The organism is Mycoplasma sp. 1890 (assembly GCF_053851615.1).
In genome coordinates this window covers 1-16,652 of the sequence record NZ_JBSQAZ010000008.1, presented here as the reverse complement: position 1 = coordinate 16,652, position 16,652 = coordinate 1, and the positions used below count along the sequence as shown (strand labels likewise).

Below are 16,652 nucleotides of genomic sequence, written 5' to 3'. Positions count from 1 at the left end.
AACTTATTTGTAGTTGCTAGGTTTCTCATTGCTTGTAAATAACTCAATTTCATATACCTTGGTATGATCTTTAAACTTAAATGGCAATACTATTTTTCCATCACTTTTTAATTCAAGAGCTAACGCCTTTCGAGCACTTTTACCTGTTTTATTAGTTGGAAAAATTATTTCCTTTTCATGGACAAGTTTGATAAATTTCTCATCGAAAAATCCGATACCAAGATTCTTATGTTTTATTTTGCTTTTATTCTTTTTAGTAGGCTTTTTCGATGAGAGCTCAAAACTATTATTTTTAAATTCAACGTATCCGAAATAGTAATGAAAATTTTCACCTGATACTTTGCTATTGTCTTTAAGTACTTCCAAAATATGTTTTTTAACTTCTTCTGTAATTTTATCTATCTTTAATAATGTTTTACTATTTAACTTATTAACTATATCTTTTTGTTCTTGCGTTAATCCATCATCAGGTTCTTCGGCCTTGTTTGCTTCCGACTTAGCTTGTTCAAATATTTTTGTAAGTTTTTCCGTTGCGTTTTTGATTTTTTTAGGTGTTGATGATTCGACATTAACTATTTGTTTTTGCTTATTTAATTCATTTTCTAAATTAGTTTTAATACTCATTTGACTAGGTTTTGTTAATGTTTTTAAAAAATCTTCGACCTTTACTACCAAGGCCATAAATTCTGCTTCGGCATCCTTTTTTTCTTTTTCAGTATTTAATTTTTTGTCAATTTTGTTCTTCTCACTCTTAGCTTTTTTGATGGCTTTATCTACCTCACCAATTGCATTACCGATTTCTTCTCTAGTATTGTTGACATTTACTGAATCTTTCTTTTCTTTAACTACCTTTTCTAAATCGTCTTTAATATTTTTATATTCATTGTTACTACCGAGCTCAGTAACAATTCTTTCTGCTTCTACAACTTTTTCATGCAATTTTTCTATTAATTTTAATCTAGCTCCAATTTCTAGTATTTCATCATAAGCACTAGCAATTAACTCTTCCAATTTCTTAGTTGCTTCATCATACTCTTTTTTTGTATGTTTTCCACTACCTAATTTAGATTTTATTTCTGCCACTTCTGAATGTAGTTTGTCTTTGGCTGAACTATATCTACTATCTGAAAAATTATCATTTTCAAACTTTTCAACTTCTTTAACTTTGGCATCATAAGCTGCTTTTGACTCTTCAGTTTCCAAAATTGTTTCTTTGGCTTTTTTGGCTTTTTTAATTGCCTCTTCTAATTTATTAATAGCATCATTATATTGATCTTTTGTTGATAAACCTTGTGATGCATCTTGAACCTCTTTATCAAATGTAGATTTAACTTCAACAAATTTAGATCCTATTAACTGTTTAGATAATTCATCAGCTTCACTTTTTTTAGATTCAAACGCTTTTTTGGCTTTTTCTAATTCAGAATCTTTGCTATCATCAATCATTTTCTTTTGCATATTAGCTTCAGTAATAGCATCTTCTAATTTTCTAGTTGCTTCATCATACTCTGTTTTTGTATGTTTTCCACTACCTAATTTAGTTTTTATTTCTTCCACTTTTGAATGCAATTTGTTTTTGACTGAACTATATCTACTATCTGAAAAATTATCATTTTCAAACTTTTCGACCTCTTTAACTTTGGCATCATAAGCTGCTTTTGACTCTTCAGTTTCCAAAATTGTTTCTTTGGCTTTTTTGGCTTTTTTAATTGCCTCTTCTAATTTATTAATAGCATCATTGTATTGATCTTTTGTTGATAAGCTTTGCGATGCTTCTTGAACCTCTTTATCAAATGTAGATTTAACTTCAACAAATTTAGATTCCATTAATTGTTTAGATAATTCATCAGCTTCACTTTTTTTAGATTCAAACGCTTTTTTGGCTTTTTCTAATTCAGAATCTTTGCTATCATCAATCATTTTCTTTTGCATATTAGCTTCAGTAATAGCATCTTCTAATTTTCTAGTTGCTTCATCATACTCTGCTTTTGTATGTTTTCCACTACCTAATTTAGTTTTTATTTCTTCCACTTTTGAATGCAATTTGTTTTTGACTGAACTATATCTACTATCTGAAAAATTATCATTTTCAAACTTTTCAACCTCTGCAACTTTGGCATCATAAGCTGCTTTTGACACTTCAGTTTCCAAAATTGTTTCTTTGGCTTTTTTGGCTTTTTTAATTGCCTCTTCTAATTTATTAATAGCATCATTGTATTGATCTTTTGTTGATAAGCTTTGCGATGCTTCTTGAACCTCTTTATCAAATGTAGATTTAACTTCAACAAATTTAGATTCTATTAACTGTTTAGATAATTCATCAGCTTCACTTTTTTTAGATTCAAACGCTTTTTTGGCTTTTTCTAATTCAGAATCTTTGCTATCATCAATCATTTTCTTTTGCTTATTAGCTTCAGTAATAGCATCTTCTAATTCCTTTGCAGCTCGGTCATATTGATCCTTTGTAGTTTTATCATTAATTAAATTGGTGTTTCTTTGAATAGTTCCATCTATTTTTTTCTTAACTTCTTCATATTTTGAATCAACTAATATAGAAGACAATTTCATAGCTTGCTGCAACTTTGCATTATATCTATTTTTAGAATTTTCCTTTTCTTTAATATCTGGGACTGGTTCAAAATTTTGTATGATTGCTTCATATGAACTAACTAATTGCGAAATAGCATTTTCAAAATTAGCATCATCCACGTTTTGCCCAATAAGAACCTTATTAGCTTCTTCGATAGCTTGTTTAATAGCAACCTTTTGTTCTTCACTAAGTCTTTTATTAGTTACCAATTCTTCTTGAATTTCTTTAATCTTTTTAATCAGAGCGTTTCTTGGTTTTTGTTTAATAGTTGTAGAAATAGAAATTCCTACTGATGCAATAATAGCACCCACATTAAGGGTACATAATGTTATTAATAATTTACTAGATTTTCGCATTCTTTAATACCTTTATGAAAGTTTAAGTTGTAATTTAATTATATATATTATATATTGTAGTACAGAGTGAAAATAATCATTATTTTCTAACTTGTTTTGGAATTTTTTTTAAAGAAAATTTAGGGTTTTCTTTAGGTTTAATGTAAAAATCTAATTTATAGTTATTTTTATAGTTTTTTATATTAGCTAATATATTTTAAATATCTACTAGCAGTTAAACTAACGCCAATAACTTATTTGAGTCCTTAAAAAAAATAAATAAAATACAGATTTCTCTGTATTTATAGTTTTTTATTTTGTTCTGCCAATTTCTTTTTTAAAACAACTTCTTCAATAATAGTATATTTCTTTTCATTTGTTTTTTTAAACTTGATTTCTGTGTCAATTGGTTTAACGTCAATGTTATTGACAATCAATGAAAGCAAATTATCTCTAAATTCAACAATCCCACGATCGATGTAAAAAATCCGGTTATTATTATCTTGATCTTTAATAATTATTTGTGAGGGAACTAATGCCGCTAAAAATGGAACAGCATCTTTCATTAGACCAATTTGCCCCTCAGTAGTGGTAAATGTTACGATACTACCTTTACCTTGATAATATACACAATTTGGTGTTGTTATAACTATTTCAATGAATTTATCATTCATAACTATTTGTCAAATACATATCCAAGGTTTTTAGCTTTTTCAATAACATCTTCAATAGTACCAACATATAAAAATGCTTCTTCTGGTAGATCATCATATTTTCCACTTAAAATTTCTTTAAATGATCTAATGGTATCTTGTAATTTAATGTATCTACCCTTTATACCACTAAATTTTTCAGCAACAAAAAATGGTTGGGACAGGAAACTTCTTATTCTACGTGCTCTAGCAACAACCTTCTTGTCTTCCTCTGATAATTCATGCATACCCAATATTGCAATAATATCTTGTAATTCCTTAAATCTTTGCAAAATATTTTGTACTTCTCTCGCAGTATTGTAATGATCTAAACCAACGATATTAGGATCCATCATACGTGAATTAGAACCCAATGGATCAATAGCAGGATAAATACCTAATGCTGCAATATCACGATCTAAAACAGTTTTTGCATCTAGATGAGTAAATGTGGTCGCAGGAGCAGGGTCAGTAAGGTCATCAGCAGGAACATAAACTGCTTGAACAGATGTTATTGATCCCTTATTTGTAGAAGTAATTCTTTCTTGCAATTGCCCCATTTCGACCGCTAATGTTGGTTGATACCCAACAGCAGAAGGCATTCTACCTAGCAATGCCGAAACTTCTGAACCTGCTTGGGTAAATCTAAAGATATTATCAATGAATAAAAGCACATCTTGGCCCATTTGATCACGGAAATACTCGGCCATAGTTAGCGCAGTAAATGGTGCTCTCATTCTAGCGCCTGGAGGCTCATTCATTTGTCCAAATACTAATGCAGTTTTATCTAAAACACCACTTGCCTTCATTTCGTGGTATAAGTCATTGCCCTCTCTTGTTCTTTCGCCAACACCAGCAAATACTGATAAACCACCATGTTGTTTTGCAATATTATTAATCAATTCTTGTATTAAAACAGTTTTGCCGACACCGGCCCCACCAAAAAGACCAATTTTTCCACCTTTAATGTATGGTATTAATAGGTCAATAACCTTAATACCAGTTTCAAATATTTCTAAAGTGGATTTTTGTTCTTCAAAACTAGGTGCGCTTCTATGGATAGGCATTTGTTGCTCAAAATCGCCTCCTAGCAAGTCAATAGGTTGACCTAAAACATTAAACATTCTTGAAAGAATTTCCTTACCAACAGGTGCAGTAATTGGTCTTTTAAGGTCTAAGACCTTCATGCCACGTCTTAAACCAATGGTTAAACTCATGGCTATTGTTCTTACAGTGTCATTACCAATATGTTGAGCAACCTCAAGAATTTGTTTGTTGTTAGGGTTTTTTTCATCAATAACTTCCAAGGCGTTAAGCATTTTAGGTGCAGTGCCTTCCTTAAATCTGACATCAATAACAGCACCAAGAATTTGGGTAATAACACCATAATTTAATTCATTATTTTTTTTATTAGTCATTTTCTTTATCCTTTCTTTAAGATCCGACACCATTAACAATTTCAGTCAATTCTTGTGTTATCTTTGATTGACGCGAACTATTATATTCAATTTTTAATTCATCAATAAGGTCCTCGGCATTATCAGAAGCCTGTTCCATTGCTGTTCTTCTTTGACTAGTTTCTGCCAATTTTGCATTAGTTAAAGCATGAAAAATAGATGCTTCAAAGAATATTCTAAATGAGTTAATTAAAATGGTTTCAGGGTTGGGCTCAAAAACAATCTCCCTGATCCCTTTATCTTGGTGAAAACTTTGGTTATTTTTTTCGATTTTGCCAATCGTGTTTGCTGAAATTGGAAAAATTTCTTGAACGACAGGATCGGCCTTTAATGGGTTTTCATAATTGGTATAAATTAATTTAACTGAATTTAAAAGTGATATTTCTAAAACATCATAAATCTTATTTGAAATCACTTGAGCTATTTCATATGTTGGATTATCACCGATTTGTGTTAAGGTTTGGATAATGTGATATTTTTTATTTTTTTCAATTAGGCTTAACAATTTAGAGCCAATAACAATCAAAATATCTTCACCTGTAACAACTTCATTTATCATTTTATACATTTCGGAATTGAATGATCCACATAGACCTAAATCACTCCCAAAAATAATATATAAATTACGACGATTGCTAAATTTTCATGCATGCTTATTTAATAATTTGTCAATATCCTGCGTCGAATTTTTTACAAGATTAATAAAAATAGCCTCAACGTTTTTAAAGTAAGATTTAACCTCACTAATTTTGTTTTTAATTTTTGAAAACTTAGCAGTGGCTACAAGTTCCATAGCCTTCGTTATTTTTTTGGTAGAATTAATTGAATTAATACGTTGCTTTATTTTTTGCAAGCTTTCCATGGTAATTCAGGAATAGGCATAAAGTTTTCGGGATTATATAGGGGAATAGTCTTTATAAACAAGTCATTAAATAAAATGATTTGATTATAAATTTCTTCAATTAATTCATTAGTTCAATCATTAGATTCATCGATCTTTCTCATGATTTTTATTGCTTTAGGTTCTGTTGCAAAATAAGTTAGAATTTCTTGACGATATTTAATAATGTTGTTTTTAGGGATTACATTAATTAAGCGATACTTAGCAAGGAATAATAAGATAATTTGTTGACCAGGAGAATATGGTGAAAATTGCGACTGTTTCAACAGCTCATAGACCTTAGCACCATGTTCCAAAATAATTCTTGTATTTTGGTCTAAATCAGAACCAAATTGTGCAAATGCTTGCATTTCATTATATTGAGCTAATTCTAGCTTTAAACTTGAAACCACCTTTTTAGTCATTTTGGTTTGCGCGGCTGAACCAACTCTACTTACGGAATAACCAATATCAATTGCAGGTCTTTGCCCAGAATTAAATAAAGATTCTTTGGTAAAAATCTGACCATCAGTAATTGAAATAACATTAGTTGGAATATATGCTGAAATATCTTCAGCTTGTGTTTCGATAATTGGCAAGGCAGTTATTGAACCGCCACCATAATCGTTATTTAGTTTTGCAGATCTTTCTAGTAATTGCGAATGTAGATAAAAGACGTCACCAGGATATGCTTCACGGCCGGGAGGTCTTCTTAACAATAAAGATAATGTTCGATAGGCAACGGCATGTTTTGATAAGTCGTCATAAACTATTAAAACACTTTTACCTCTTGCCATTCATTCCTCAGCAATAGTTACGCCAGTATAGGGTGCTATATATTGCAATGGCGCACTTTCAGAAGCTGATGCTGCAATGATAGTTGTGTATTTCATTGCATCATTCTTTTCAAGCTGATCAACAATTTGGGTAATTGTTGAATTTTTTTGGCCGATAGCCACATAGATACAATAAACATCTTTGCCTTTTTGGTTTAATATCGCATCAATGGCAATGGCTGTTTTTCCTGTTTGTCTATCACCAATAATTAGTTCACGTTGTCCTTTTCCGATAGGAATTAAAGCATCAATTGCCAAAATACCAGTATGTAAGGGTTCTGAAACTTCCTTACGTGTCATAACACCAGGCGCAATTTTGAAAATTGGTCTCTTTATTTCGCTATTAATTTTACCCTTACCATCAATTGGTAATGCTAGGGCATTAATAACACGGCCCAATAAAGCGTCACCCACTTGAACCGAGATAACGTTGTGTGTTCTCTTGACATGTGAATTTTCTACAATATTACGATCATCGCCAGTAACAACAACACCAACCAACTCTTCTTCAAGATTTAAGGCCATACCAACAATACCGCAATCAAATATTACTAATTCACCATATTCAACATTAGTTAAACCACTAACTAGAGCAATACCGTCACCAACAGTAATAACTCTACCTACTTCATCATAACTAACAGTTTCGTTGAAATCTTTAATTTGATTTTTAATGATAGCTGATAAATCACTGGGTTTTAAAGCCATATCTTTCCTTTCATTATTCTAATGATTTTATCTTGTTTAATTTTCCCAAAACAGAGTTATCAATCAAGTACTCGTCTACTTTTATTCTTATTCCACCGATTAAATCAGGGTCTATATGATTAGTTAAAGTAACTTTTGCATTTAGATCAGATGAAATCTTTTTTTCAAGGTTTTTCATCTTATCAGTACTTAATGGTTTAACTGAATATACATAACCATACTTAATATTTAATTTTTCATTTGCTAATTCAATAAAGCGATGAAATATAATATCCATATATTTAACAATATGTTTTCTGGTTGCTAATTTAATAATATTTAATATATATGGATGGTATGAATCAAAAGCCTCACTAATTAACATAAACTTTTTTTCTTCCGTTATATCAAAAGAATTTAAGATTTTTAAATAATCTTTATTTTGTTTCAAAACCTTAATAATGTCAGCAGTCTGATTAGTAATTTCCTTAAGTTGATCAGACCCATTAGCTAAATCATATAAGGCAAATGATCAATTATTAATTACTTCATTTAATTCAGTCATATCTATTTCTTAATAACCTCATTAATCATTTTGACATTATCGGCATCTTTTATTTCACGGCCAATAATTTTTTTAGCAATTTCAACAGCATTTTCCATAATAATTTTCTTTTGCTCTTTACTGAATTCAACACGCTTTTTATTAATCAAAATTTCTGCTTGTTCTAACATCATTTCAGCTTTTTTCTTCGCAATAGCTGAACCACTATTTACAATTCTTTCACTTTCAGCTTTTGCATTATTGATAATAGTTCTTGCCTGATTAGTAGCCTCAATTATTTTTAAATCATGTTCTTCTTGTATTTTTAGTGCTTCATCTTTTGCCTTGATTGAAGCATCAATATTACTTTGAATTAATTCTTGACGCTTTTTAACCATTTTCTTAATTGGTTTGTATACCAAAAAAGTAATAATAATGGTTATTAGCATTAACACAATTAAAGAAAAAACAAATAGAGGCCAATTAAATGTTAAGCCAGAGAAGGTTTTTTCTAATTCTTCACTAACTCCCCCTTTACCTTCAGGGGCTTTCATAAGATAAGTTAATACTCTCATATAAATCAAAAAATAATTTAACTATACAAAGATTAATAATAAAGCAATAACTAAACAATAAATTGATGCAGTTTCAACAATAGCCAAACCTAAAATTAATAAAGTACGAACTTTAGATAAAGCTTCTGGGTTTCTACCAACAGCTTCACAGGCTTTAGCAACGGCCATACCTTGACCAATCGAAACAAATCCAGCTCCAAAGATTGCTAACCCGGCACCTAACATTGTTAAACCGTATGCAAAGGGGTAATTTTGACCGCTAGCATCACCGGCTTTACTTGGGTCAAATCTATTAATAACATCTGAAATTTTATCTAATTTATCAATCATTTTTTTCTCCTATATTTTTAAAAATATTTTAATTACTTTCTTGAATTAATTGTTTATTAGCGATAATTTTACTTTTTCAATCTCTAATTTTTTTCTTATGTTTTTCCTTAACGTCTTCCTCAGCTGCTTGCGCCCAATATGACATTGTCAACACTACAAAAACAAATGCTTGAATAATACCATCAAATAAATCAAAATAAAGATTAAATGCCGGCAATACCACAACACCAAATGGATTGAATGTCGAAGCTTCAGCACTAACATCAAGACCAATAATTTTTGCTCATATATTGTTTAAGAAAATTGTTGCCAATGAAACAAGAACAACTCCCCCAATGATATTTCCATATACCCGGAAAGTCATAGAAACAATTGGTGAGAAATTTGAAGCAAATTCTAATGGATTTAGCAATTTAATAATATGCTTAATTTTGTTATAAGCTATCCCAACACCAGCCGTTCCTAATCAAGACACCACTGTGGCAGCTAAAACCGCAGATAAACTCGAGCCAACCGGAGCAAAACCAACTAATGATAATATGTTTCCAAAGAACATAAACACAAATAATGATATTAAGTATGGATTTGCTTTATCAAACTTCGATTCATGTGTATCACTAAAGAAATTATCTCCGCCGATAATAGCTGTTTCAACTAGGATTAAAGCAGCATTAGGTGCCTTGTCAACTTTTTGTCGTTTTACTGCTACATAAATTAAAACTGACAAAATAAGAACAATAAAAACTAAGGATATTAATGAAAATATTTGATTACTATTAATTTCTGTCGAACCAAATCAATTAATTTTTAGTAATTTATCCATTTAGCTCCTTTCTTTTATTAACCATAGTAACAACGGCCCACACTATTGAAAAAATGGACAATAGAATATAAGGTGCTGTCATTGTGATTGTATTAAATGGAAAAAAAGCAGCATTTAAACCGGGATAGTCTTTGTGAAGGTAAGTATTAATATAAATAAAAATAGCAAATATTGCTCCATTAAAAATATTCAACGCAAAAAATATAAGAACAGAAATAAGCATCCTTATTTTATAATGTTTTTTACCTTGAACATTAATACTATTTTTCACAATTTTTAGGATCACATATACTGATAATAAAAATAATAAAAAACTAACTATACCCACTAAATACCCTAACAATAACGAGTAGTCAAAAAATGACATTGATGAAAATATTAACAACAACGCAACATTTAATGTAGTATAAGTTATTCAAATTTTTTTTCCATGTGTTTTATTCATGCTCAAGTGGTTATTTTTATATTTTAATAACCTAATGTAAAATTATATTACTTTTGAATTTTTTGTTTTTATAAATATATTCACAAAATAATGCCAAAAAATATACATCCTTAAAACCTAAAACCAAATATGAAAAAATAGTTTTTTAGCACTTTATTTAGCACTTTAAGTATTAGAGTGCTAAATTGTGTTATAATTATATAATTAATATATATTTAAATTAAGGAGGTCGAAATATGCATGCATCATGAACACCTGCAGAGGATAACAAAGAAGATAAAGACCCATTATTAAAATATGGTCGCAATCTTACTGAACTGGCTTTGGAAGGAAAGCTAGAACCAGTTATAAATCGCGACGAAGAAATAAGATCATTAGTAAGAATCTTATCTCGCAAGACAAAAAATAACCCAGTTTTAATTGGGGAACCAGGCGTTGGAAAAACAGCAATTGTTGAAGGATTAGCTAAAAAAATCATTGATAACCAAGTGCCTGAGAATTTAAAAAATAAAAAAGTATACGAGCTTAATATTTCATCTATTGTTGCAGGAACACAATTTCGAGGTCAATTTGAGGAAAGAATTGAAGCTATTTTAAAAAGAATTAAAGATTCTAATGGCGAAATTATTCTTTTTATTGATGAAATTCATATGATCGTCGGAGCTGGTGGAACAGGTGATAGTAGTATGGATATAGGTAACATGTTAAAACCAATGATGGCAAGAGGACAATTACACCTAATTGGCGCTACCACTCTCGACGAATACAGAAAACATATTGAAAAAGATTCTGCTCTCGAGAGAAGAATGCAAAAAATTTTTATTAATGAACCAACTATTGAGGACACCATTACCATTTTAAGGGGAATCAAAGAACGACTCGAAACTTTTCATGAGGTAAAAATCAAGGATGAGGCCCTAGTAGCCGCAGCAAACCTGTCGGCCAGATATATCCAAGATCGTTTTCTACCTGATAAGGCAATAGACCTAGTAGATGAAGCCTCAGCATCTATTAAAACAGAAATGAAATATATTCCCGAGCCAATTGAAAAACTAAATTATGAAATAACTAAACTGGAGATCGAAAAGGCAGCAATAAAAAACTCTGTTGGTAAAGAAAATAACAACAATAATGACCGCATAAAACAAATAAATGAACATCTAACCAAAATCAAGGCAGAGCATAAAAAGCTGTCTAGCCAATGAGAAGAAGAAAAAAATTTAATTGCTAAACTATCCTCACTAAAAGACAATATTGAAGATTTAAAAAGACAGCTAAACACATTACAAAATGAGGGCAAATACCTTGAAGCTTCAAAAGTTATGTATGTTTTATTACCAGAACTTGATGATTCAAAAAAAGAAATTGAAAACAAACTAACCAATTTGCCAAATCGTTTAATAAGAGAAACAATTGATGAGGAAGAAATTGCTGAGGTTGTAAGCAAATGAACTAAAATACCGGTAACAAAATTGCTTGAAAAGCAAAAAAATAAACTTCTTAAATTAAGTGAAAATCTTTCATTAAGGGTTAAGGGTCAAATAAATGCTATCAAGCTAGTTTCAGAAGCTATCAAAAGAGCTAAAGCTAATATTAATGATCCTAATCGACCTATTGGTTCATTTCTATTTCTAGGGCCAACAGGTGTAGGAAAGACAGAACTTGCTAAAGCATTAGCACTCAATCTATTTGACAATGAAAACAATATTATTCGTTTAGATATGTCTGAATATATGGAAAAACATAACATATCAAAACTAATCGGTTCACCCCCAGGATATATTGGCTATGATGATAATGGCGGCCAATTAACAGAAAAAGTAAGACAAAACCCTTATTCAATAGTTTTATTTGATGAAATTGAAAAAGCCCATGCTGATGTTCTAAATATTCTTTTGCAAATATTGGATGACGGGATACTAAGCGACAATAAAGGTCGAAAAATAAATTTTCGAAACACAATAATTATAATGACCTCAAACATTGGGTCAGAGCAAATTATGACAAAAATGCCTAGCAAGGATGAAATTATAAAAATCTTGTTAACTAAGTTTAAGCCTGAATTTATTAACCGTATTGATGAAATTGTTCCATTCAATAAATTGAGTAACTCAGTCACAAAAGAAATTGTTGATTTAGAATTAAAAAAACTAGCCAACCGTATCTCGATAAATATTAAATCTGAGTTGCAATACGATCAAGGAGTTATCGAGTATATTGCAGATAAGTCATATAACACAGCTTTTGGTGCTAGAGTTATTAGAAGATTTATTCAAAACAATATCGAAAATAAACTTGCAGATTTTATATTACGCAACTCAATAGAAGAAGATTCGATTATTTACCTATCAATTGTAAACAATGAAATTAAAATAGAAATAGATCATGAAGGTAATTAAAAAAACACAAGGCAATTAGCCTTGTATTTTTATATGGTACATCCTGTGGGGATCGAACCCACGACCCAGGGATTAAGAGTCCCTTGCTCTACCTGCTGAGCTAAGGATGCATTTAAAATAATACCTAATAAATTATAAACAAATATCTTTGATGATATTAAAAAAAATAATTATTTATTGCAAATAAATGTAAGACTTTTCAGGAATACAATAAATTAAACCAATTTTATTAATATTTCGCAAGGCATAAAATACTATGAAATAATTAAAAAAGTCTATTAAAAGATTAAGTTTTAATATAAAAAGCAATATAAATCATGTTTATATAATCCGAGGCCTTCAATATAATATAAAAACCTACAAAATTTAGTAAAATTTTTTAGTTACATACTGATATATTTTAAGGAGTTTACTATGCTAGATGTTTGTGGGATAAGCAAAATCTTTCCAGATAAAAAATTATTTACCAATATCAATCTGAAATTCTTGCCTGGAAATGTGTATGGAATAATTGGGGCTAATGGTGTAGGAAAATCTACTTTTCTAAAAATTTTAAGTGGTGAGATCGAGGCAACTGAGGGTCAAATTATTAAAGAAAAAAATGCTCGTATGAGTGTTTTGAGCCAAAACCAAGATGAATTTAATGATTTTAATGTTACTGATGTTGTAATCATGGGCAATAAGGAACTTTATCAAATAAATATTGAAAAGAATAAAATTTATGAAAACCCTGAGGCTACAATGGAAGATTATGAAAAGGCAAGCCACTTAGAACAACTTTTTGGAGAAATGGGCGGATGAAACGCTGAAAATGATGCCCAAACTCTTCTTTCAAATTTAGGTATTGAACCTGAAAAATGAAATATGCAAATGTCTAATCTTAAAGCAAACGAGAAAGTTAAAGTTTTATTAGCAAAAGCCCTATTTGGAAATCCAGACATCTTGATCATGGATGAACCAACTAATAGATTAGATTTAAAGACTATAAAGTGATTAGAAAACTTCTTAATGGATTATCCAAATATTGTCATTGTTGTTAGTCATGATAGCGACTTTTTAGATGCAATATGTACCCATATCATTGATATCGACTATTCAGAAGCGAAGTTATTTGTTGGTAATTATTCATTTTGAAAGCAATCGAGTCAATTATTAGTTGAAATGCAACAAAAAACCAATCTAAAAAAAGAAGAGCAAGCACAAAAGTTACGTGAATTCATTGCCAGATTTTCTGCCAATGCTTCAAAATCCAAACAAGCAACAAGCCGGAAAAAATTATTAGAAAAAATTGTAATTGATGAGCTAAAACCCTCATCAAGAAAGTATCCATATATTAAATTTGAACTAAATAGATTGCCCGGAAAACAAATTTTAAATGTTCATAATTTAACATATAAAAATGAAAATGGAGACACACTATTTGAAAATGTAACTTTTTCCTTAAAACCTGGTGATAAAATGGTTATTGTAGGCAATGATGATATTGCTAAAACCAGATTCCTTGAAATATTAATGAATAGAAGAAAGCCAACTTCCGGGACTGTTGAATGAGGTATAACTATTTCTCCTAACTATTTTCCCTCAAATAATCAAGAATATTTTAATGAATCAGAAAGTATTATTGATTGATTAAGTAAATGACCATTAAATAACACTACACAAGAAACAAAAGATAACAGTGATGCTAGAATGAGAGCATTTCTGGGAAGAATGTTATTTTCTAATGATAGTGTTTTTAAAAACGTCCAAGTAACAAGTGGGGGAGAAAAGGTTAGGTTAATGATGTCTAAATTGATGCTAGAAGAAAGCAACTTTTTAATTTTTGATCAACCTCTTGATCACTTAGATTCGGAGTCAATTGATAGCTTAATTGAAGGCGTTAAATCATATAAGAGCTCATGCATTTTTACAACCTATAATCGTGCTATGATTAAAGAATGCGCGAATGTTATTCTTGAAATAAAACCAAAATCAAGTTTCTTATTTTATGGAAATCTCGACGAATATGAAGAAGCTATGGGATATTAATTAATAAAATCCGGAAATTAGTTTCCGGATTTTTAAATTTAGCTAATTGCTTCAATCTATCTCGAAATAATCATATTTTTTTTCTCTTGACTTCTTTTCTAAAACCAAAAACGTTATTTTGTCTTCAAGTTCAAATTTGGTATTTTTTCTTAATGAATGACCTTTTTTTGACTCAATCCAACTTGAAAGTGTTTGATTCTTTTCCTTATCCGTTAATTGATAATCGAGATATTCATAAAGCTCCAATTGTTTTCATAGAACCTTCATTAAGACAGAACCCTTGGCTTCGCATCTTTCAAGACTAATTTCGTAGATTTGCTCATCATTGTCATATTCATCATATATTTCACCAACAACTTCTTCAAGAATATCCTCGATAGTAATAATACCTATTGGTTTATCATCACTGTTAGTTTCGGTAACGAAGGCCATTTGTGCGCGCGATTGTCTCAACTTTTCAAGTGCTGATGATAAGATTGAGTTAGCAGAAACCTTAGGAACAGTTTTAATATAATTTAAAATATTTCCTTTTTTAAGAAAAAATATATCCTTAAGCAACAATATGCCAATTAAATTACCATCTTTTTCAACTGGTATTCGTGAATAATTAGTTTCTCTAAACATTTTTAGTGCTTCTTGCATAGTAGCCTTAGAACTGATAAAATCCACATTTTTCATTTTAATATAATGCTGTGAAACCTTAGTTGAATCAAGATCTAAGACATTTTGGGCCATTGCAGATTCTTTAAATTCCAAAACACCCTCATCATGTGCGATATTTAATAAGTTTTTAACATCTTCCTCAGTATTGGTAATATAAATCTTCTTTCCAATTTTAGAAATAGGATATGTTATGGGAATAAATATTCAATATAACATTTCAATAAACCAATAAAATGATTTAACGGTTTTTTCTGGATAGCGCTTTGCAACCAATTTTGGCAATATTTCAGCAAATAAAACAATAATTGGTGTCATTACAATTGTTGAAATAATTGATGCCAAGCCTGCCTTAGGAGCTCCAAAGGCTTGTGTTAAAAGATAAACTAATAATGTTGAAGAACCAATATTTACCAGATTATTAGCAATCAGAATGGTTCCGAGTGTTCTATTAAAGAAATTGTGCTGTTTTAGAATTATTTTATATCTTTTTTGATTCTTTTCAATCATTGTCTCGATTTTGGCCTTGGTTAAAGAAGTATATGCTGTTTCAGTTGCGGAAAAAATTCCAGAACAAACGAGCAATATGGCTAGTAAAATTATTAATAAAGCGTAATGTCAAGGTTCGAGGTCCATCTAAATGTCTCCATACAAAAATTTAAAATATAACTATAATTAGTATTATATAATAGCAAAAATAATTATTATTTATATTTAAATATTTTATAATGTTATATTATGTTTAAATTTGAAGATGTTAGTATAGTGCAATTACCTAAAAAAATATTACGAGAAAAATCAAAAGATGTAGAAATTCCCTTATCACAGGAAAATATTGATTTGATTGAAAAAATGATTTTTCATGTCAGCGATAGTCAAAAACAAAATACAAAATTTAGACCAGCTGTCGGTGTCGCAGCTATTCAATATGGAATACCAAAAAACATATTTTATATTCTGATAGTTGATAATAATAACAATGTGATTTTTAATGATGCCATAATAAACCCAAAACTTATTGGTCACTCAGAGCATAAAATTGCCTTATCAGAAGGCGAAGGATGCCTAAGTGTTAGCGAAGATTGACCAAATCAGGAAGGCTTAGTTCCTAGATATGCAAGAGTTATTTTTGATGGATATTCATATATGGAAAAGAAATACAAAAGATTTGAAGCAAGTGGTTATAGCGCAATCGTATTTCAGCATGAATTTGACCATTTACAAGGTGGATTATTTATAGATAGAATAAATAAAAAGAGCCCATGAGCAAAAGACAAAGATTTGCAAGTTTTGTAATAGAAAAATAGGTTAGATAATGATATGTACCCTCTTTACTGGACAAATAAAAACCAGTAAGGAGGGTTATTTTTA

Annotated in this window: 14 protein-coding genes and 1 tRNA gene; 3 read left to right on the top strand and 12 right to left on the bottom strand. The window is 29.9% G+C overall.

Annotated elements, in window-relative coordinates; translation table 4 throughout:
• Positions 1-3: 3 nt before the first annotated feature.
• The 10 genes from ACWXVO_RS02035 to ACWXVO_RS01990 all read right to left on the bottom strand — a co-directional run bounded on the left by ACWXVO_RS02035 (position 4) and on the right by ACWXVO_RS01990 (position 10,194).
• Positions 4-2,946 carry a hypothetical protein gene (locus ACWXVO_RS02035; protein WP_456002271.1) on the bottom strand — a complete coding sequence of 981 codons (2,943 nt, stop codon included), beginning with the start codon at positions 2,944-2,946 and terminating at the stop codon, positions 4-6.
• 281 nt (positions 2,947-3,227) lie between these two features.
• On the bottom strand, positions 3,228-3,599 hold the full coding sequence (locus tag ACWXVO_RS02030) for a hypothetical protein (protein ID WP_438340708.1): 372 nt from the start codon (positions 3,597-3,599) through the stop codon (positions 3,228-3,230).
• Between the two features lie 2 nt (positions 3,600-3,601).
• Positions 3,602-5,068, bottom strand: a complete 1,467-nt coding sequence (atpD, locus tag ACWXVO_RS02025; RefSeq protein ID WP_438340707.1) for a F0F1 ATP synthase subunit beta — start codon at positions 5,066-5,068, stop codon at positions 3,602-3,604.
• The gene (atpG, locus tag ACWXVO_RS02020; protein WP_444705052.1) at positions 5,052-5,936 is read right to left on the bottom strand and encodes an ATP synthase F1 subunit gamma; all 885 of its coding nucleotides are present in this window, start codon (positions 5,934-5,936) and stop codon (positions 5,052-5,054) included. The genes atpD and atpG overlap by 17 nt, the downstream gene beginning before the upstream one ends.
• Positions 5,915-7,498: a F0F1 ATP synthase subunit alpha gene (gene atpA / locus ACWXVO_RS02015; RefSeq protein ID WP_438340705.1), complete on the bottom strand. Its 1,584-nt coding sequence runs from the start codon at positions 7,496-7,498 to the stop codon at positions 5,915-5,917. Before atpA ends, atpG begins: the two co-directional genes overlap by 22 nt.
• A gap of 13 nt (positions 7,499-7,511) precedes the next feature.
• On the bottom strand, positions 7,512-8,042 hold the full coding sequence (locus ACWXVO_RS02010) for a F0F1 ATP synthase subunit delta (RefSeq protein ID WP_456002268.1): 531 nt from the start codon (positions 8,040-8,042) through the stop codon (positions 7,512-7,514).
• Positions 8,043-8,044: 2 nt separating this feature from the next.
• Positions 8,045-8,575, bottom strand: a complete 531-nt coding sequence (locus tag ACWXVO_RS02005) for a F0F1 ATP synthase subunit B family protein (protein WP_438340703.1) — start codon at positions 8,573-8,575, stop codon at positions 8,045-8,047.
• 42 nt (positions 8,576-8,617) lie between these two features.
• Positions 8,618-8,926 (bottom strand): ATP synthase F0 subunit C, encoded by a 309-nt coding sequence (atpE, locus tag ACWXVO_RS02000; protein ID WP_438340702.1) that lies wholly within the window; start codon positions 8,924-8,926, stop codon positions 8,618-8,620.
• A gap of 28 nt (positions 8,927-8,954) precedes the next feature.
• Positions 8,955-9,749: a F0F1 ATP synthase subunit A gene (locus ACWXVO_RS01995; protein WP_438340701.1), complete on the bottom strand. Its 795-nt coding sequence runs from the start codon at positions 9,747-9,749 to the stop codon at positions 8,955-8,957.
• Positions 9,742-10,194 carry a hypothetical protein gene (locus tag ACWXVO_RS01990; protein WP_438340700.1) on the bottom strand — a complete coding sequence of 151 codons (453 nt, stop codon included), beginning with the start codon at positions 10,192-10,194 and terminating at the stop codon, positions 9,742-9,744. The genes ACWXVO_RS01995 and ACWXVO_RS01990 overlap by 8 nt, the downstream gene beginning before the upstream one ends.
• Before the next feature lie 236 nt (positions 10,195-10,430).
• On the opposite strand from ACWXVO_RS01990, the gene ACWXVO_RS01985 reads away from it, so the two are divergent.
• The gene (locus ACWXVO_RS01985; RefSeq protein ID WP_456002265.1) at positions 10,431-12,593 is read left to right on the top strand and encodes an ATP-dependent Clp protease ATP-binding subunit; all 2,163 of its coding nucleotides are present in this window, start codon (positions 10,431-10,433) and stop codon (positions 12,591-12,593) included.
• A 34-nt stretch (positions 12,594-12,627) separates the two neighbouring features.
• Here the strand turns inward: ACWXVO_RS01985 and ACWXVO_RS01980 are convergent.
• Positions 12,628-12,703 (bottom strand) — tRNA-Lys (locus ACWXVO_RS01980).
• Positions 12,704-13,007: 304 nt separating this feature from the next.
• On the opposite strand from ACWXVO_RS01980, the gene ACWXVO_RS01975 reads away from it, so the two are divergent.
• A complete protein-coding gene (locus tag ACWXVO_RS01975) occupies positions 13,008-14,621 on the top strand; it encodes an ABC-F family ATP-binding cassette domain-containing protein (protein ID WP_444705050.1) in 1,614 nt (537 codons plus the stop codon).
• 42 nt (positions 14,622-14,663) lie between these two features.
• On the opposite strand, the gene ACWXVO_RS01970 is transcribed toward ACWXVO_RS01975, so the two are convergent.
• Positions 14,664-15,917: a CNNM domain-containing protein gene (locus ACWXVO_RS01970; protein ID WP_438340697.1), complete on the bottom strand. Its 1,254-nt coding sequence runs from the start codon at positions 15,915-15,917 to the stop codon at positions 14,664-14,666.
• 102 nt (positions 15,918-16,019) lie between these two features.
• On the opposite strand from ACWXVO_RS01970, the gene def reads away from it, so the two are divergent.
• Positions 16,020-16,577: a peptide deformylase gene (def, locus tag ACWXVO_RS01965; RefSeq protein ID WP_438340696.1), complete on the top strand. Its 558-nt coding sequence runs from the start codon at positions 16,020-16,022 to the stop codon at positions 16,575-16,577.
• Positions 16,578-16,652 lie beyond the last annotated feature (75 nt).